At 59.5% G+C, this 17,141-nt stretch carries 19 protein-coding genes and 1 pseudogene; 4 read left to right on the top strand and 16 right to left on the bottom strand.

Annotation, left to right across the window (positions count from 1 at the left end):
* Positions 1-355: 355 nt before the first annotated feature.
* Both mrcB and lolA read left to right on the top strand, forming a co-directional pair.
* Positions 356-2,689: a penicillin-binding protein 1B gene (gene mrcB / locus A1355_RS09835; protein ID WP_082885471.1), complete on the top strand. Its 2,334-nt coding sequence runs from the start codon at positions 356-358 to the stop codon at positions 2,687-2,689.
* A gap of 3 nt (positions 2,690-2,692) precedes the next feature.
* Positions 2,693-3,307 carry an outer membrane lipoprotein chaperone LolA gene (lolA, locus tag A1355_RS09830; protein ID WP_064027489.1) on the top strand — a complete coding sequence of 205 codons (615 nt, stop codon included), beginning with the start codon at positions 2,693-2,695 and terminating at the stop codon, positions 3,305-3,307.
* Between the two features lie 36 nt (positions 3,308-3,343).
* Here the strand turns inward: lolA and A1355_RS09825 are convergent, their stop codons facing one another.
* From A1355_RS09825 to ubiG, 5 genes are all read right to left on the bottom strand, one after another.
* Complete coding sequence (locus A1355_RS09825; RefSeq protein WP_064027487.1) at positions 3,344-4,231, bottom strand: GGDEF domain-containing protein; 888 nt, start codon at positions 4,229-4,231, stop codon at positions 3,344-3,346.
* Positions 4,232-4,381: 150 nt separating this feature from the next.
* Positions 4,382-4,930 carry a putative Fe-S cluster assembly protein SufT gene (gene sufT, locus A1355_RS09820; protein ID WP_064027485.1) on the bottom strand — a complete coding sequence of 183 codons (549 nt, stop codon included), beginning with the start codon at positions 4,928-4,930 and terminating at the stop codon, positions 4,382-4,384.
* Between the two features lie 8 nt (positions 4,931-4,938).
* Positions 4,939-5,667: an SDR family NAD(P)-dependent oxidoreductase gene (locus A1355_RS09815; RefSeq protein WP_082885470.1), complete on the bottom strand. Its 729-nt coding sequence runs from the start codon at positions 5,665-5,667 to the stop codon at positions 4,939-4,941.
* Entirely contained in the window at positions 5,658-6,329 is a 672-nt protein-coding gene (locus A1355_RS09810; RefSeq protein ID WP_064027481.1) for an HAD family hydrolase, read from the bottom strand. Before A1355_RS09810 ends, A1355_RS09815 begins: the two co-directional genes overlap by 10 nt.
* Before the next feature lie 5 nt (positions 6,330-6,334).
* A complete protein-coding gene (gene ubiG / locus A1355_RS09805; RefSeq protein ID WP_064027479.1) occupies positions 6,335-7,042 on the bottom strand; it encodes a bifunctional 2-polyprenyl-6-hydroxyphenol methylase/3-demethylubiquinol 3-O-methyltransferase UbiG in 708 nt (235 codons plus the stop codon).
* 225 nt (positions 7,043-7,267) lie between these two features.
* On the opposite strand from ubiG, the gene A1355_RS09800 reads away from it, so the two are divergent.
* Both A1355_RS09800 and A1355_RS26600 read left to right on the top strand, forming a co-directional pair.
* A complete protein-coding gene (locus A1355_RS09800) occupies positions 7,268-9,043 on the top strand; it encodes a GspE/PulE family protein (protein WP_064027477.1) in 1,776 nt (591 codons plus the stop codon).
* A gap of 293 nt (positions 9,044-9,336) precedes the next feature.
* Positions 9,337-9,540, top strand: a pseudogene (locus A1355_RS26600) (transposase); the annotation flags it as partial.
* On the opposite strand, the gene A1355_RS25185 reads toward A1355_RS26600, so the two are convergent.
* From A1355_RS25185 to A1355_RS09745, 11 genes are all read right to left on the bottom strand, one after another.
* Positions 9,521-9,883: a hypothetical protein gene (locus A1355_RS25185; protein WP_157197828.1), complete on the bottom strand. Its 363-nt coding sequence runs from the start codon at positions 9,881-9,883 to the stop codon at positions 9,521-9,523. The pseudogene A1355_RS26600 and the gene A1355_RS25185 sit on opposite strands and share 20 nt — an antisense overlap.
* A gap of 425 nt (positions 9,884-10,308) precedes the next feature.
* Positions 10,309-11,235, bottom strand: a complete 927-nt coding sequence (locus tag A1355_RS09790; protein ID WP_064027472.1) for a hypothetical protein — start codon at positions 11,233-11,235, stop codon at positions 10,309-10,311.
* Positions 11,232-11,972, bottom strand: coding sequence for a glycosyltransferase family 2 protein (locus A1355_RS09785; protein ID WP_064027470.1), 741 nt, complete (start codon positions 11,970-11,972; stop codon positions 11,232-11,234). Before A1355_RS09785 ends, A1355_RS09790 begins: the two co-directional genes overlap by 4 nt.
* Entirely contained in the window at positions 11,969-13,681 is a 1,713-nt protein-coding gene (locus tag A1355_RS09780) for an AMP-binding protein (protein ID WP_064027468.1), read from the bottom strand. Before A1355_RS09780 ends, A1355_RS09785 begins: the two co-directional genes overlap by 4 nt.
* Before the next feature lie 3 nt (positions 13,682-13,684).
* Positions 13,685-14,227: a hypothetical protein gene (locus A1355_RS09775; RefSeq protein ID WP_064027464.1), complete on the bottom strand. Its 543-nt coding sequence runs from the start codon at positions 14,225-14,227 to the stop codon at positions 13,685-13,687.
* A 1-nt stretch (position 14,228) separates the two neighbouring features.
* Entirely contained in the window at positions 14,229-14,477 is a 249-nt protein-coding gene (locus tag A1355_RS09770; protein WP_064027499.1) for an acyl carrier protein, read from the bottom strand.
* Positions 14,477-14,740, bottom strand: coding sequence for a phosphopantetheine-binding protein (locus A1355_RS09765; protein WP_064027461.1), 264 nt, complete (start codon positions 14,738-14,740; stop codon positions 14,477-14,479). The genes A1355_RS09770 and A1355_RS09765 overlap by 1 nt, the downstream gene beginning before the upstream one ends.
* Positions 14,721-15,515, bottom strand: a complete 795-nt coding sequence (locus A1355_RS09760; protein ID WP_064027459.1) for a lysophospholipid acyltransferase family protein — start codon at positions 15,513-15,515, stop codon at positions 14,721-14,723. Before A1355_RS09760 ends, A1355_RS09765 begins: the two co-directional genes overlap by 20 nt.
* Positions 15,500-16,168, bottom strand: coding sequence for a beta-ketoacyl synthase chain length factor (locus tag A1355_RS09755; protein ID WP_157197827.1), 669 nt, complete (start codon positions 16,166-16,168; stop codon positions 15,500-15,502). The genes A1355_RS09760 and A1355_RS09755 overlap by 16 nt, the downstream gene beginning before the upstream one ends.
* A gap of 8 nt (positions 16,169-16,176) precedes the next feature.
* Entirely contained in the window at positions 16,177-16,740 is a 564-nt protein-coding gene (locus tag A1355_RS09750) for a GNAT family N-acetyltransferase (protein WP_064027455.1), read from the bottom strand.
* 37 nt (positions 16,741-16,777) lie between these two features.
* A complete protein-coding gene (locus A1355_RS09745; protein ID WP_064027453.1) occupies positions 16,778-17,137 on the bottom strand; it encodes a hypothetical protein in 360 nt (119 codons plus the stop codon).
* Positions 17,138-17,141 lie beyond the last annotated feature (4 nt).

Below are 17,141 nucleotides of genomic sequence, written 5' to 3'. Positions count from 1 at the left end.
GCTCGGCATGCAAGCGGGCCAAAAACGCCTCGGCTTCCAAACAGTGTTCGCAGCCGTCGCGCACGAACGCTTCGATGTCGGCCGCGTCAGCCGCGCGGAGTCCGGTCTGCATGATCAGCGCGAGTATGCCGCAGATTAGCCGTAGGCTTAATGTTCGATAAACCGTCCTGTCGAACCCGAAAATCCGTCCGATTGAACTCATCCGTCCCCCTTGCGTCTACCGCCGGTCGGCCGTGTTAGTCGCGACCGAGATAAAATTATTGGATAATACGCCGTTATTGCCAACGACCCGCCTCCACCGCGGTGGAGCCACACCGCAACACGCCTTAGAGCGGCAGACTCCCAACGACACTGAATGGCCAAACGACCCAACAGATACCGAAAACTCACCGTTAGACGCAAAAAAACGCCCTCGAAATCCAACTGGTTGATACGCGGCGCAATCACCGTGGCGCTGGCCGCGTTGGCGGCCCTGGCAATTTATACCTTCTACCTGGATTATACCGTTCGCCAACAATTCGAAGGCAAGCGCTGGTCGATTCCGGCCCGGGTCTACGCCAGTCCGGTCGAGCTTTACAACGGCTACGAGATGTCCGCTAAAAGCTTCGAGGACTTGCTGCAACAACTGCATTACCGGATGGACCCGCAACTGGCCGCCGAAGGCTCCTACGTGGTCAAGGGCAGTCAAATATCGCTAAAAACCCGTGCCTTCAATTTCGGCGATACACCTCAGGAGAGCCGAAAAATCAACGTCGGCTTCGCCGCCGGCGGCGTTGCTAACATAGCCGACGCTGCGACCGGCGAAAGCGTCGCCATCTTGCGGATGGACCCGGTGCAGATCGGCAGTTTTTATCCTACCCGCAAGGAAGACCGCATTCTGATCAAACTGGACGAAGCGCCGCCTACACTGGTGCAAGGCTTGCTGTCCACCGAGGACCGCGACTTTTATCATCATTTCGGCATCTCGCCCAAGGGCATCGCCCGGGCGATGTGGAACAATCTGAAGGCCGGCGGCATGGTGCAAGGCGGCAGCACGATCACCCAGCAATTGGTGAAAAACTTCTTCCTGCACCCCAAACGCACTCTACGGCGCAAGCTCAAGGAAGTGCTGATGTCGCTGATTCTGGAATACCGCTACAGCAAGGACGAGATACTGGAAGCCTACTTGAACGAAATCTTCCTGGGCCAGGACGGTTCCAGCGCGGTACACGGCTTCGGTCTGGCCAGCGAGTTTTATTTCGGCCAATCGCTGAAAACGTTGAATCTGCCGCAGGTCGCTACGCTGGTCGCGCTGGTGCGCGGACCGTCGGAATACGACCCGCGCCGCAATCCGGACCACACTCTGGATCGACGCAATCTGGTGCTGGACTCGATGCTCGCCGAAGGCTATATCGACGAACAACAGGCCAGCGAAGCCAAAAAGCAGCCGTTGGGCGTGGCCAAGGTGATACACCGCTCGGCCAACCGTTTTCCGGATTTCATCGACTTGGTCAAGCGCCAACTTAGACAGGAATACAAGGAAGAGGATCTGACCTCGGAAGGCTTGCGCATTGTAACGACGCTGGACACGCGCACGCAGGACACCTTGGAGCAAACGCTGGCGAACAAACTGAAACACCTGGAGAAAAGCCCGAAAAGCGACGACTTGCAAAGCGCCGCCATCGTCACCCGCCGCGACAACGGCGAGATCGTCGCCTTGGTCGGCGGTCGCGACAGCGCGGTCACGACCGGCTTTAACCGGGCGCTGGACGCGGTCCGGCCGATCGGCTCGTTGATCAAACCGGTGGTATATCTAACCGCGCTGGAACACCCCGACCGCTACACGATCGCCACGCCGATCAGCGATACCGCGATCGCGTTGGACGACGGCAGCGGCAAAACCTGGTCGCCGGATAACTACGACAATCGCGAGCACGGCGTGGTACCGCTGCATACCGCGCTGACCCATTCCTACAATCTGGCGACGGTGCGGATCGGCATGGACATCGGGTTGGGCAAAATCGCCAACACCCTGAAGGCGATGGGCGTGTCGCGGCCGGTGAATCTATATCCGTCCTTCCTGCTCGGCGCCCAAGCCCTGACGCCGTTCGAAGTCACCCAACTTTACCAGACCCTGGCCGGCGACGGCTTCGCGACGCCACTGCGCTCGATTCGGGCGGTTAATGCCGCCGACGGCAAGGCACTGCAAAGCTATCCGTTCACGGTCCATCAGGCCGTCGATCCCGCCGCCGCCTTCATCACCAACACGATACTGCAGGAAGTGATGTATGCCGGCACCGGCCACTCGGCCTACAGCTACATGCCGCAAAGCATGGCGCTGGCCGGCAAGACCGGCACCACCAATCAGTTGCGGGATAGCTGGTTCGCCGGTTTCAGCGGCGATTTGTTGTCGGTGGTATGGGTAGGCCGCGACGATAACAAGCCGACCGGCCTGACCGGCGGCAGCGGCGCGCTGCAAATCTGGGCCGATCTGATGCGGCAGGTCTCGAAAAAGCCGGTCAGCCTGATCCGGCCGGACAATGTCGAAATGAAGTGGATCGATCCGTCCACCGGCTTGCTCAGTACCGAGGACTGCCCCGGCGCCAAATTACTGCCCTTTATCGACGGCTCCGGCCCCAGCCAATTTTCCGAATGCGGCGGCGGCGGCGAAACCGACGGCAACTGGCTTAACAACCTCAATCCTTTTTAACCGATGAAAATTCTTAGCTTCGTTTTTTGCCTAATATGCGCCACCCCATTGCACGCGGAGGAAACGCCGATCGCCCGATTGAAAACTTTTTTGGCCGGCTCGAGCGCGCTGGCCGCCGACTTCCGCCAAGTGACGCTGGACAAGAGCGGCAAACCGGCGCAAACCAGCAGCGGCAAGTTTTATTTGAGCCGCCCCGGCAAATTCCGCTGGAATTATCAAAAACCCTTCGTCCAGGAAATCGTATCCAATGGCGGCAAGGTCTGGTTTTACGATGCGGATTTGGAGCAGGTCACGGTCAAGCAATTGGACGATTCGCTGGGTTCGACGCCGGCCTTGCTGTTGACCGGTCAAATCGACATCGAAGAGAAATTCAAGTTGCAAGAGCAAGGCGAGGACGAAGGCATGAATTGGGTGAAATTGTCGCCCAAGAACGAAGAAAGCGGCTTCAAATACATCCTGATCGGCTTGGAGCGCGACCAGTTGGGCGGCATGGAATTGAGCGATAATTTCGGCCAATTGACGCGTATCTATTTTTCCAACATCCAAATCAATCCCAAGCTGGAAGAAGCCTTGTTTAACTTCAAAGCGCCCAAGGGCGCCGACGTGTTCGAAAACTAAGCGGTCGGAACCGGCAAGATTTTGCCGGCCTTGCCGTCAGGCGGCCAATTCCACCCGGTTACGGCCGCGTTGTTTGGCCGCGTACATTGCTTTGTCGGCACGCTTGACCAGCAATTCCGCGCTGTCGTCGCCTTGCAGCGTGGCAACGCCCAAACTGGCGGTCAAATTCAACACATCCATGCCGTAAGCCAGGGTATGCGACTCGATGTCGGCGCGCAGACGCTCGGCGATAATCCCGGCGCCGTCGATGTCGGTGTCGGCCAATAAAATCACGAACTCTTCGCCGCCGAAGCGGTAAACCGCATCGCTGCCGCGCACGCTATCGCGTAACCAGGCGGCCACCGATGCCAAGGCCAAATCGCCGCAAGCATGGCCGTATTGGTCGTTAATATTCTTAAAATGATCGATATCGACGAAGACCAAGGACAAATGCTGGCCGTGGCGTACCGCCCGCTTGACCTCGCGTTGCAAGCTATCGTTAAAGGCCGCGCGATTGTTGGTTTTGGTCAACGGATCGGTATACGCCATCCGTAAGGCTTGTTGAAACAGCGTGGCATTGCGTAACGGATAAATCAGACAGCACAACAGGCTTTCCAGCATTTTCAGCTCTTCGCGGCCGAAGCGTTGGGTACGGGTCAGCTTCAGTTCGCCCAGCTCCTGCTCCTCGACTTTCAAGACATAAGAGCATGAGTGGCGGGCCATCACCCCGCGCTGATAGTGCATGTTGAACAGCGGATGGTTGTATTCGACGCCGTTGTGCGGGATCGTCGCTTGAATCTTATTGCAAAAGATCCCGATCAATTCGTCGAACTCCAGCGTGGTTTGCAAGGCACTGCTGATGTCGTAATGATGAAGATTGACCGCCGTCGAGGCTTCGAAGGTTTTGTTGCTGACGACGGCTAATTCGGCGGATTGTTCTTTCATGACGGTCCCCAGTGATCGAGTTGGCGTTCAAGCCATCGAAAGCCAGGACCGTGCCAGCTTGTTTTAAGCGTTTTTTTTCAATTGGTTAATAAATTAAACATCGATTAGAAGCAACAAGGCGGCAAATTTCCGCCGGATTCCCGGCGCCGCTCAAAACAGACCCAATTGAACCTGAGCCACCTCCGACATCATTTCCCTGGACCAGGGCGGGTCCAAGACCACTTCGACATCCACGCTGTCGACGCCGGGCAAACCGCGGATACACTTCTCGACGTCGCCCTGAATCACCGGGCCCATGCCGCAACCCGGCGCGGTCAACGTCATCCGTATCCGGACGTCGTGACCGCCATTGGCGTTGGCCGTCACGTCGCAACCGTAGACCAAGCCCAAATCGACGATATTCACCGGAATTTCCGGATCGTAGACGGTTTTCATCACTTCCCAGCAATTGCGCTCGACCGCCTGCGCATCGGTTTCCGACACCAGGGTCTGCAAATGCTGAGGCTCCTTGCCGAGCGCGTCGGCGTCGACGCCGGCGATCCGCACCATGTGGCCGTAATCGGTGAAAACCGTATAGTTACTGCCCAAGGACTGGTGGATCGTGACTTCCTGACCCTTGCGCAACATGCCGTGATGGCCGTCGGGAATCGTGACGATGTTGACGTCACGGTTTAAAAACACCACTTCTCTGTCTGCCATAGCTCGTTTCAACGGTTGAATGTCTGGGCGTCAATAATTTGACCGGTGACGCCGAGGCTGGCGTCGCTGAATAAATAAACGTAGGCCGGCTGCAAACTGGCGGGCGCCGGCAGCGCCGCCTTGTCTTCGGCCGGATAGGCCTTACGCCGCAACGGACTGTCGACCGGCCCCGGCACCAAGGTGTTGACCCGGATTTTGCCGGCGGATTCCAACTCAGCCGCCAATATCGCAGCGAAACCTTCCAATGCGATTTTGGAAACGCCGTAAGCGCCGGAATAGGCTTGGCCCTTGCGAGCCGAGGAGTCCGAGGTAAACACAATCGCGGCATGCTCGGCCGCCAGCAATACCGGCAGCAAAACCCGGCACAGTAAAAACGCCGCGTTCAGATTGACGTTCAACGCATGCCCCCAATCCTTGGTTTTGTAATTGGCGATCGGGCTGAACGCGCTGAATTCCACCGCCGAATGCAATACGCCGTGCAATGCGCCGAAGCGCTCGGCGATGGCGTCGGCCATTTCCTGATATTGAGCTTCGGTGGCGCCGGCCAAATCGAAAGGGTACATCGTCGGTTCCGGACCGCCGGCCGCGACGATCGCGTCGTAGGTTTTTTCCAATTTCGGGATGCTGTTGTCCAGCAAAATCAGGCTGGCACCCTGCCCGGCCAGAGCCAGCGCGGCGGCACCGCCCAAGCCGCCACCGGCGCCGGTGATCAAAATTAATTGATTGTTCAATGACATAGACTGGTTTGGATCCATTGCGTCAGTTGACGGGGATGTTCGATCATCGCGTCCGCCCCCCAGGTATCGGGTTGGTCGTCGCTGTTCAAATAGCCGTACAAGGCCGCTAGAGTTTTCATGCGGGCGTTTTTGCCGGCGGCAATGTCGTGCGGCGCATCGCCAATGTAGACGCAGCGCTCGGGTGTTACGCCGGCCAACCGGCAAGCTTCGAACATCGGCCCCGGATGCGGCTTGCTAAACGCGGTGGTGTCGCCGCTGACCGCGCAAGCCACGCGCGTGTCCAACGCCAGCGCTCGCAACAACGGCGAGGTAAACCGCTGCTTTTTGTTGGTCACGACCCCCCACTTCAAACCGGCGGTTTCGATGGCGTCCAGGCAATCGACGATGCCGTCGAAAAAGCGACTGTGTTCGGCAATATTGGCCTGATAGGCGTCCAACATGTCGCTCAACATCGTTTGCGCCGTGGCTTCGTCCACCGTAACCGCTTGCCGAATCATCGCCATGGCGCCCCGCGAAATCGCCGGCTTCACCGTCGCCGGATCAATTTCGGCAAAACCGTGCGCCGCCAGCGTTCGATTTAGACAGGCGATCAGGTCCGGCGCGGTATCGACCAGGGTACCGTCCAAATCGAACAACACGCACTCCAGTTTGAAGTCGGTCATGCGGTTTATTCCGGACGCGCGAACGCGGCGATGTAGTTGACGTCGATATCGCGGCCCAGACTGAAGCGCTTGGCGAACGGGTTGTATTCGATGCCGGTCATTGCCTGCAATTCCAGACCGCCGGCCCGCGCCATTCGATCCAATTCGGCCGGTTTGATAAAGGTTTTATATTCGTGAGTGCCCTTCGGCACCATTTTCAGCAGATGCTCGGCGGCGACGATCGCCAGCAGCCAAGCCTTCGGCACCCGGTTCAAGGTCGAAAAAAACACCAGACCGCCCGGTTTGACCAGCGTCGCGCATGCCTTGACCACCGAAGCCGGATCGGGAACGTGCTCCAACATTTCCATACAGGTCACCACGTCGAAGCCGCCCGGCTCCTCGGCCGCCAATTGTTCGGCGCTGACCTTGCGGTAATTGACCGCCACGCCGGTTTCCAGACTGTGCAGATCGGCGATATCCAGCAGATCTTCGCTCAGATCGATACCCAAGGCATCGGCGCCCTGCCCGGCCAAACCTTCGGTCAGAATGCCGCCGCCGCAACCGACGTCAACCACCCGCTTGCCGGCCAAATCGACTTGCCGGCCGATGAATGCCAAGCGAAGCGGATTAACGGCGTGCAAGGTATGCAATTCGCCGTTCGGGTCCCACCAGCGCTCCGCTTGAGCGCCGAACTTATGAATTTCGTGAGGATGTACGTTGTCTGCTGCCGTCATGATCTACCGCGCGCTGTGTAAGTTGGCGATAGTTTACTTTAACACTAGGTTATTCGTCATGCGGCAACTGCAAGCATTCGGTTCGCCGCGACCCGCTTCATCGAATGGCGTTGAAATCGGCCGTCCAAGCCCCCAAGATTGTCAGCGTTACTCGGGACGGGCAATTCTCCCCAACTTCCGCCGGATTTGGCTAGACTAAGCCTTCCACTCACCCAGAAGCGGCGTATGCGGGAAGAAAGCAAGACGGAAGACCACAAGCTGGACATCCAGCGCATTATCCAGTGGCTGGACGACGACGGCATATTGTCGAAAGCGGACCTGGAAAAATGCCGCCAATACGCGGCCGCCAAGATCAATCTCAACAAGCATCCGTTGAAAATTTTGAGCGAATGCGAATTGGCCGACCGCAGTCAACTCGGCAAGCTGCTGACTCAGGAAGACCTCACCCAATGGTTGGCCAAAAAGCTGGCGCTGCCCTACTACTATTTCGACCCGCTGAAAATCGACGTACCCAGCGTGACCGCGATCTTCAGCAAAGCCTATGCGGTCAATTACAACATCCTGCCGATCAAGATCAACGACGAGGAAATTGTCGTCGCCACCGCCGAGCCCTTCATCCGCGCCTGGCAACTGGATCTGGCCAAGATGCACCACGGCAAGATTCGCTGCGTGTTCGCCAATCCCGACGAAATCAAGCGCTATCTGGACGAGTTTTACAACTTTTCGCAATCGCTGAAAGGCGCGCAAACCCAAAACGAAGGGCGCGGCGGCGGCCAGAACTTCGAGCAATTGGTCGAACTCAGCAAAATGGCGGACCTGGACGCCAACAACCAGCACGTCGTCAATCTGGTCAACTGGCTGCTGCAATACGCTTTCGACCAACGCGCCAGCGACATCCACATCGAGCCGCGCCGCCAGCAAGGCAACGTGCGCTTTCGGATCGACGGCATCCTGCACCACGTCTACCAGTTGCCGATGCCGATCATGAACGCGGTGCTGAGCCGGCTGAAAATCCTGGGACGGATGAACATCGCCGAAAAGCGTTTGCCGCAAGACGGCCGCATCAAAACCCAAATGAATGCCAAGGAAATCGAATTGCGGCTATCGACCATGCCGACCGCGTTCGGCGAAAAACTGGTGATGCGGATATTCGACCCGGAAGTGCTGCTGCGCGATTACGAACAACTCGGCTTCAACAAGCAGGAATTGGCGATCTGGAATCGGATGACCGGCCAGACCCACGGCATCATCCTGGTTACCGGGCCGACCGGTTCCGGCAAAACCACGACGCTGTATTCGACACTGAAACGGCTGGCGACGCCGGAAATCAATCTGTGCACCGTCGAAGACCCGATCGAGCAAATCGAACCGGTCTTCAACCAGATGCAGGTGCAGGCCAATATCGGCCTAGACTTCGCCAGCGGCATCCGCACCCTGCTGCGCCAGGACCCCGACATCATCATGGTCGGCGAGATCCGCGACTTGGAAACCGCCGAAATGGCGGTGCAAGCCTCGCTGACCGGCCATCTGGTCATCTCGACGCTGCACACCAATAACGCCCCGGCCGCCGTCACCCGCTTGCTGAATTTGGGCGTGCCCGGCTACCTGATTCAGCAAACCGTATTGGGGGTGATGGCGCAACGTTTGATTCGGGTCTTATGCAAGCATTGCAAAACGCCGGTCGCCGTCGACGACGCCCAATGGCAAGCCCTGGTCGCGCCGTTCCGAGTGGCCCCACCCAAGCAAATCCACCGCGCCACCGGCTGCAAGGAATGCCGCAACACCGGCTTCGCCGGCCGGATAGGCATCTACGAAATCTTCGAGAACAGCCAGACTTTGGAAAAGCTAATCGTGGAAGGTTGCGACACAGCCTTATTGCAAAAACAAGCCATCAAGGAAGGCATGCGACCGCTCCGCCTCAGCGGCGCCGAAAAAGTCGCGGCCGGCATCACGACCATCGAAGAGGTGCTCCGAGTCGCACCGGAGCGGATTGAATTTTAGCGGTCGGCGGAATCGCGGGGCAAAGTCTAGGCGCGGCTGAACCGGTGACAATGACATGTTCGATCATCGCATCCGAAGAATTATCCGTAGAGGAATGACATCGTCCTGGAAGTTATGAAATGCAGAAATCGACCATAGAAGACAACCGACAGGGGGTATCCAATGACTGGGGGTGAGCCAATGACCGACAGTAGGATGGGTAGAGCGAAGCGAAACCCATCAATCGAAGCACCGATAAATGAGATATGACAGAATATCACCGAGATCGCCTCAAAGGCGGTTGTTATTTTTCACAGTCACGGTTTTGGGAGCATCGAATTAGAAACGAGGACGACTTCGTCAAGCATGTCGACTATATTCATTACAATCCGGTAAAACACGGCTATGTCCGTTATGTTGCCGATTGGCGATATTCTTCATTTAATGATTTCGTCGAACGCGGCATTCTCCCGACAAATTGGGCGGGCGGCATATATCCTAAATTGGATTTGGCGTAATTGATGGTATTTTTGATGGGTTTCGGCTAGCGCCTCTACCCATCCTACGAGCTAAAATGGCTTCGCTATTAGTGGCATTGTTGGGAGAGCCAACGCTGACACATAGACGCTGTTTAGCAGGCTCATACTGTACGGCGAGCACCTCAACGCCTAACAAATCAGGGTGCTTGCATTCGCCTTCGAGAAATAAACTTAAAGCGCGATGTGCCTGTTTACTCAGTTGTTGATCTTTACGCGCCAGTTGTTTAACTGGGTCGCGTTGTTCGAAACGAGGCGCTAGACCGTCGCCTTCGCGCCATTCTTCGCACAGCAAACGTGTGCGGCTGGATTGATGTGTTTTCATAAACTTCCACAAAGCCTATCCGAAGCCTGCAGCCCAACGGCAATAGCAAGCCCTGACCGGAATCGGCCAAAAATTAAAATAAGGGATTAATGCGGAAGCCCGATCCCGACGATCGGATGAAAATTACCGACCGGTTAAGGATGCGAGGCTTAAGCGCGTTGCAAAATCGAACATACAGCCTCCTTCGGTGGGTTGGTGGGTTAGAAAGACGAGCAGTTTAGTAACCTGGACTATGGATGTCAAAATATTGTGTAGCTTGTAATTGCCGTAATGGGGCTGATATCGCTAGCGGTGTCAAAATACACCATAGTGCAATTACGGGAACGAAGGAGAGTTAATTGCTTGGGCTTAATCAATCCGCAAGATATACAGAAATCATCCAACTATACGGGTCACAAATAAAAAGCATGTACCGATCAAGTCTTCTAGCACTTTTGCACCCGCCAGAAATCGTAAAAATTAAACCATTGTCGCGGGGCGGCCAGACAGTGGTGTTGCAAACGCTCGGCGTAGCGGCGGACGGCGGCATGGATGACCGCGTCGCGGTTGGCGCGGGTCCAGGTCAAGCCGTCGCTGAACGGCTCGAAAATGATCCGGTGCCGGCCGGCCTGGTTGATGCAGAACAAGCCGTAAACCGGGCATTGCAACAAGCCGGCCAGCACGAACGGACCCTGAGGCAACGGCGCCGGCGCGCCAAGAAAGTCTGCCCAGGCTATCCGGCCGCCGCCCACCGGCGTGCGGTCGGCGGCGATGACCACCAACTCGCCCTGCTCGATTTTTTCGGCCAAGCGCATCGCCACGCCGGCGTCGATCTCGGTGACTTGCAGCAAGTTCAACGCGCTAGCCGGGTTGTAGCGCGCCAACAAACGGTTGAAGCGCTCGGCATGCTTGGTGTGTACCAGCACGTTGATCTTGACGTTCGGATCGCGCCGGGCCATGACCCGGCACACTTCGGGATTGCCCAGATGGCAGGCCAACAGCAACGCGCCGCGCCCCCGCCCCAAATCCGCCAGCAGCCGCTCGCGGCCCTGGAATTCGACCGCATCCGCCGGCAAGGCATCGGCCCAGGCCGCCATTTTGTCGATAATGGCATTGGCGAAGGCGATGAAATGCCGCCAACTCCGCCAACTCAGATGCTCCGGCCGCTCGCCGTTAAATATCGCCAAACGCCGCCAAAATTCGCGACTGGCCTGTCTGGCGTTAGGATGGCTTAGCCAGTAATAACTGACCACCGGATACAAGAACGCCTGCAACAACGGCCGGCCGCCGTAACGGAACACGCCGAACAGCAAGCGCATGCCCCAAACGCAGGTCGATTCGCCGATTTGCGCCCAATGGCCGGCGGCCTTCATCGCAAACGCCTGAACAACAAAACCGGCAGTCTGAGCAGCATCCCGAAGAACAGCCGGGCGTGCGTCGCGGAAATCAACGCGTTATCGCGCAACAGCCGAAAGTGCGACACGCCGTCTTCCGGATAACGCACCGCCGTCGGCAGATTGAGCGCGGCGACGCCTTGCCAATGCAGCCGGACCACGATATCGATGTCGAAGGCCATGCCGCTAGCCACGCGTTGCCCCGCCAGCAGGCGTTCGACCGCCGCCAGCGGATACAAGCGAAACCCGCACATGCCGTCGGCGATGGCATCCGACCAAGTGTTGATACGAATCCAGAAGTTAGTGATGCGCCGGCCGTGTACCCGGCTCCGCGGCGCGTCGGCGCCGTAACGTGGCGCGCCGAGTATCATCGCGTCCGGATACAACCTGGCCAACGCCAGAAACGCCGGAATATCGGCGGTATCGTGCTGGCCGTCGGCGTCGATTTGCAGCGCGTGGCTAAACCCGCGCGCCAGCGCTTGGCGAAAACCGTCCACGACCGCCGCGCCCTTGCCGCCGTTCGCCGGCCGTTCCAACAAGCTCAGCCAATCGCCTTGCGCGGCGGCCAGCTCGCGTAACACTTGTCCGCAGGCCGGCGAGCTGCCGTCGTTGACCAATAGGCACGGCAGTCCGTGCGGCTTGAGCCGCGCCAACAAGGCCGGCAGCGCCCGCTCGTGGTTGTACACCGGAATCACGATGCAGACCTTGATCGTCATGCTTCGGCTTGGATCAAGCGACCGGAGCTATAGGCCCGGTCGGCGTCGCGAAACTCGAAGCCCAACCGGCCGGCAGCAGCCCGCCAAGTCAAATTCAACTGAAGTTCGCTATCGGGCCGTATCGGCTGCACGAATTTGATCGCTTCCAAACTCCGAAACGGCACGACGAAACCGAACAACAAACGGCCGTAATACTCGACCCAAGCCAACTGCACCACGCCGGGCAAGATCGCAAACCGGGGAAAATGGTCGGCGAAGTAACGCAAATCGGCCGGGATCTTCAGCGTCAACTCGGCGCTGTCGCCCGACCAGCGCACTTGGCGCGGCAACGGCAAGCGATCGTCGCTGACCAACCAGCGCCGCAATGACGGCACATCCGGCTTGCCCGCCGAAGTTTCCGGCAGCGTCGAAAAAAACAGCCAGCGCCTCGGTAACAGCACCGCCTCGAAATGCCGCAGCAGACCTTCTCGCAGCTCGGCTATCAGAGCCTTGCGGCCGTCGCCGAGCATTAAGCGATGACCGGTCGCGGACAACACCCCTGCCACCGCGACGGCATCGCGCCGGCCGCTGATCGGCAAGGCCACGGCTTCGGCCAGCCAGCCGCCGGCCAATAAGCACTGCTCCAATTCGGTTAACGACAAACGCTTTTCCTCGATCTTGACGATGCGGTCGCGCCGGCCCATCAGCTCGAAACATCCGTCGGCCCGCCATGCCAGCGCATCATCCAGCGGATAGGGCTCGGCATCCGGTAAATAGGGCGAACTCAACTCGCCGTCGGGACTTAGAGTCAGCCCGGCGAACAAGCGCCAGCCGTTGTCGGGAAAGCGGCGCCAAGCGATGCCGCCGGTTTCGCTACTACCGTAAATTTCCAGCGCGGCCAGGCCGGTTTGCCGCGCCAGGCACTCGGCGGCGGCGGCCGCCAGCGGACCGCCGGAACTGAAGACGGCTGGGAAACCGGCAATCTTGGCCCAACAAGATTCGGCATCCAGGCGCTTCAGATGGGCCGGGCTGGCAATCCAGCAAACGCGCTCCGGCAAGCCGGCCGCATCCAACGCGGTTTCGCTGATAAAACCGCGACCGGCCGCCAACGGCCACAACACCCGAAACAACAAACCGTAAATGTGTTGATGACCGACGGTGCCCGCTACCCGGCAGGCGCCGAGCAAGCCGCCCCACTGGGCTTCCAGGCCGGCGACTTCGCGCCAAAGTTGGCGTTGGCTTTTAAAAATGGGCTTGGCGACGCCGGTCGAACCGGAGGTAAACAAGGCGAGGTCCGGCGGTTGGCGATCAGTCCCGCTCGCCCAGGCCCGCCAAGCGGTCCAGGGTCGGCTAAAACAGGCCGGCTCGGGCGCTTGGGCGTCGGTTGCGCCACTCGCTTCAGTGGAGATGGCTTTGAAATCCGGCCCGCTCAAGCCTTGCGCCGGCCAATCGCCGAGCAAGCGGCAGTCTTCGCTTTCCAGCAAGGCGCCGGTATCGGGCCGGTTATTCGCCGCCAGCCAGACCTGCTTGCCGGCCTGCCATAACGCAAACAACAACACCGCGAACGGATAGGCATCCTGGCAATACAAGCCGTAACGCGGATGGGAATCGGCGGCAAAACGCTCGGCCCAGGCCGCGACGGCCAGCCGGAAATCGCCGCGCGTGTAGCATAGACCGCGATGCCAAGCCACCGGCCGGCCGTCGTCGGCGCTATCGAAAGCCCGAGCCACGCGCTAACCTCGCCAACCGGCGCGGCGCCGGACACCGTATTCGCCGAGCAACAGCAGCCCCATCAACAGATAGGCGATCAGTCCGTTGTACAAGCTCCACACCTCGAAGCTGGCATACAGCGCGGTGACCAGCGCGGCCGTGCCGTTCAGCACGAAAAAGCCGCACCACAACACGGTCACCCGGCGAGTGTAAATCACGCCTGCGGCCGGTAAATCCGGGGTTTGCAACCGGGCCAGCCGCTCGATCAGGCTGGGCGGGCGCAGCAGGCTGACGCCGAAGATTGCCAGCATCGCGGCGTTGACCGCGAACGGGTAGAAACGCAGGGTCGATACCTGATTGCTCCAGACCGCGAACGCCGCGAAGGCCAAGCCGGCCCAAGCCGCCTGACGCATCCAGCGCTGGCCGGCCAAGGCCAGGCGCGCGGCCAGCAATCCGGCCAACGCCGCCGCGATCCAGCGCGGTTCCAGATAGCGTAGGCCGAAATACACCGCCGCCGGATACAACAGCATCAACAGGCCGACCGCCGCATTGAACCAGCGCGGCATGCTACTCTTGCAGCAAACGATGGACGGCCTCGACCACGTCGCCAATGCTGCGAGCGGTTTTGAAGTCTTCCGGTTTGACCATCTTGCCGGTAACTTCCTTCAGACGCACGATCATGTCCACCGCGTCTATGCTGTCGAAATCCAGATCTTCGTAGAGTTTGGCTTCCGGAACGATGGCCGCCGCGTCGATTTCGAACATTTCGACCATGATGTCGCGGATCGCCGCCAAGATGTCTTCGCGGGTTTGCATCATACCGCGCTCCCGGCGGTCGCCAAAAAGCGCGCCAGCGACGCCACCGACGCAAATATCGCCGCGACGTCGTGCTGCTCGGCATCGATCTTGACCCCGTAGCGCTTGCGGATCGCCACGCCCAGTTCCAGCGCATCGATCGAGTCCAGCCCCAGGCCGCCGTCGAACAACGCAGCATCGCTGTCGATGTCGGCGACATCGACATCCTCCAAGGCCAGCGTGTCGATAATCAGGCGTTTTAATTCAGTTTCCATCGTGTTCATCGTTCATTCGTCGTTCGCTAAAGTAGTCTTGCAAGGTTTCGGTCAGCCGCCGCACCGCGATCGAACGCGGCTCGATCGCTCGAAAGGCGTCGATATCGATGGCGTCGCCGACCTGCATTGTAAGCGCAAAGCGCCGCGCCGGGATGCGATACCACGGCTCGGCCTTGGTCAGCGTGCTGGGACGGCAGCGCAGCACCACCGGCGTGACGAGGCAGTTGGCCTGCAAGGCCAGCGCCGCCGCGCCGCGCTGAAACCGGTAGGCTCGGCCCGGTACCGAACGAGTGCCTTCCGGAAACACGATCAGACAGCCGCCTTCGCGCAGACGTTCGGCGCAGGCGTCCAACATCGCTTGCGAATCGGCGTTGCTGATGTAGCCGGCGTGCAATATCGGTCCGCGCATCGCCGGATTGCGCCATAGACTGGCCTTGACAATGCAACTGGCGTGTTGAATGCGGCTCAGCAGAAATACCACGTCGACCAGCGTCGGGTGATTGGCGACGATCAACTGGCCGGGCCGGTTAAATTTCTCCAAGCCGTCGATCCGGTAAGTCATCACGCCCAGCCGATGCATCAGACCGATGAAGGCGTAAAAGCTCAGATGCACCGCGTATTGGGCGCGGCGTTGCTTGGCGGCCGGCAAACCGGGCCGCAACGCCAAGATCGGCAACACCAGCCACCACAACAGCATGCCGCCGACGCCGAACACCGCGAAACTCAGCGCGGTGGCGAACAGCCGCCAAGCGTAGTCCAAGCTGCGAATCAGCGCTTTTGCCATAACCAGCCCTGGCCGTTGTTGCCCAAACGCAGTTCGGCGCGGGTATCGAAAAGAAATTCGACCAAGGCCGGCAATTGCAGCGGCTGCTCGCCGTCGCCGCGCGGCGCGGCCAGCGGTTCGAAACGGCAGACCAGGCCTGCCCCGCCGAGCGCCAAACGCAGGGCCAAGGCCGCGCCGGGCGCCGACAACCGATAGCCGGTAGCCGGATAAAAGTCCGGCAGCGCTTCGTCGTAAAACACCAGCAAGACTTCTTGATTGCCTTCGCCGAGCAGCCCCAAGGCTTCGATAAAGCCCGGGCCCACGCCGCCCACGCCGGGCGCCAGAGCCACTGTTTCCAGCCGGTGGGCGTAAACCATCGAATACAGGCCGGCGATGGCATTGTGTACCGACAAGCTAAATCCGGCCGGCGACAAGTCCTCGCCGGCTTGCAGGGTTTGCAGCAAGGCCAGCGAATCGGCAATTTGGCCGTGGCTGGAGCTGAATACCGCCGGCAAGGCTTCGCCCGGTGCGATGCAGCCGTCGATCGCCCGAAACGCGCGGTGGGCCAGCGGGCTCAAGCGTCGTAACAAACTTTTCGGAACCTGGCGCGGTGCCGGGCCGTCGGCCGGGTTTAAATCCGCGTGCCAGCCGCGAATCGTAAAATCGAGTGCCATGGCTTCGCTTAAACCGCCGAACGCCGCCGCCACTCCGTGTCGGCCAATCGGTACAAAACATGCCGCCGCAACGGGCTGTTTGCCGGCAGCAGCGGGTGATCGAATTCGCGGTCGCGGCGCATGCCCAAGCGCCGCATCACCGCTTCCGAGCGAGCGTTCCCCAGTGCGGTGAACGAGACGATTTCCGGCAGACTCAGGATTTCGAATCCAAAAGCCAACGCGGCCCGCGCCGCCTCGCTGGCGTAGCCCTGCCGCCAATGGCGGTAGGCCAGGCGCCAGCCGACTTCGACGCAAGGCGCGAAGTCGTGGCGGGTGGCGGGTTCGTGCAATCCCACGTAGCCGATGAACTCGCCGGAGCCGGTCAATTCCACCGCCCAGAATCCCCAACCATGCTCGGCGATCAAGGCTTGCAAACGCTCGGCCAACGCATCGCTGGCGGCCCGGTCCAGGGCTTGCGGCAGATGCGCCATCACGCGGGCATCGGCATTGATCGCTGCGAACGTCGGCCGGTCGGCGTCCCGCCACTGCCGCAGTATCAAGCGGGCAGTGGCGAGAGTGCGGACTTCGGTCATCTCCGCCCCCGTTCGGTTCCGATCGGGCGCACCGCGGTCACTCCTGCTTGTCGTTGATCAAGTCGTAAGTGATGTCAGGGTTCAAGCCGATAGGCCAATAAATGATCGCGAACGGCGGCCAAAAGATCGAAACCACCCGGAACTTGGCGCGGAGTTTACCTTCCTTCAGCACCTTGCCGTTTTTCTCCAATTTGTACGGTATGCCGCCGCCGGGCGGCATGCCAGCCGCGGTCCAGAAATACGGTTTGGTGGTAACTTCGCCGTTCGCACTGATTTGCACCGGCTCCGGACGTTTGTACAAATACAGTTGCGAGCCATCCGGCACTTTGAAGTGACCGGTCGTCGAACAGCCGGCCAATATCATCAGGGCCGCGAACCACAGGATTAATCGTTTCATGTCG

Source organism: Methylomonas koyamae (assembly GCF_001644025.1).
Taxonomy (GTDB): domain Bacteria; phylum Pseudomonadota; class Gammaproteobacteria; order Methylococcales; family Methylomonadaceae; genus Methylomonas; species Methylomonas koyamae_A.
Note: the sequence above shows the minus strand (reverse complement) of the source record. Positions and strands in the feature narration are given on the sequence as shown.

Bases quoted from the DNA above. Each gene is read 5' to 3' on its own strand.
- A1355_RS25185 (WP_157197828.1), bottom strand. From the start codon at position 9,883: ATGAAAACACATCAATCCAGCCGCACACGTTTGCTGTGCGAAGAATGG.
- ubiG (WP_064027479.1), bottom strand. From the start codon at position 7,042: ATGACGGCAGCAGACAACGTACATCCTCACGAAATTCATAAGTTCGGC.
- A1355_RS09825 (WP_064027487.1), bottom strand. From the start codon at position 4,231: ATGAAAGAACAATCCGCCGAATTAGCCGTCGTCAGCAACAAAACCTTC.
- A1355_RS09765 (WP_064027461.1), bottom strand. From the start codon at position 14,740: ATGAACACGATGGAAACTGAATTAAAACGCCTGATTATCGACACGCTG.
- lolA (WP_064027489.1), top strand. From the start codon at position 2,693: ATGAAAATTCTTAGCTTCGTTTTTTGCCTAATATGCGCCACCCCATTG.
- A1355_RS09785 (WP_064027470.1), bottom strand. From the start codon at position 11,972: ATGACGATCAAGGTCTGCATCGTGATTCCGGTGTACAACCACGAGCGG.
- A1355_RS09750 (WP_064027455.1), bottom strand. From the start codon at position 16,740: ATGACCGAAGTCCGCACTCTCGCCACTGCCCGCTTGATACTGCGGCAG.
- A1355_RS09775 (WP_064027464.1), bottom strand. From the start codon at position 14,227: ATGCCGCGCTGGTTCAATGCGGCGGTCGGCCTGTTGATGCTGTTGTAT.
- A1355_RS09770 (WP_064027499.1), bottom strand. From the start codon at position 14,477: ATGCAAACCCGCGAAGACATCTTGGCGGCGATCCGCGACATCATGGTC.
- A1355_RS09755 (WP_157197827.1), bottom strand. From the start codon at position 16,168: ATGGCACTCGATTTTACGATTCGCGGCTGGCACGCGGATTTAAACCCG.
- A1355_RS09800 (WP_064027477.1), top strand. From the start codon at position 7,268: ATGCGGGAAGAAAGCAAGACGGAAGACCACAAGCTGGACATCCAGCGC.
- A1355_RS09760 (WP_064027459.1), bottom strand. From the start codon at position 15,515: ATGGCAAAAGCGCTGATTCGCAGCTTGGACTACGCTTGGCGGCTGTTC.
- mrcB (WP_082885471.1), top strand. From the start codon at position 356: ATGGCCAAACGACCCAACAGATACCGAAAACTCACCGTTAGACGCAAA.
- sufT (WP_064027485.1), bottom strand. From the start codon at position 4,930: ATGGCAGACAGAGAAGTGGTGTTTTTAAACCGTGACGTCAACATCGTC.
- A1355_RS09815 (WP_082885470.1), bottom strand. From the start codon at position 5,667: ATGTCATTGAACAATCAATTAATTTTGATCACCGGCGCCGGTGGCGGC.
- A1355_RS09790 (WP_064027472.1), bottom strand. From the start codon at position 11,235: ATGAAGGCCGCCGGCCATTGGGCGCAAATCGGCGAATCGACCTGCGTT.
- A1355_RS09745 (WP_064027453.1), bottom strand. From the start codon at position 17,137: ATGAAACGATTAATCCTGTGGTTCGCGGCCCTGATGATATTGGCCGGC.
- A1355_RS09810 (WP_064027481.1), bottom strand. From the start codon at position 6,329: ATGACCGACTTCAAACTGGAGTGCGTGTTGTTCGATTTGGACGGTACC.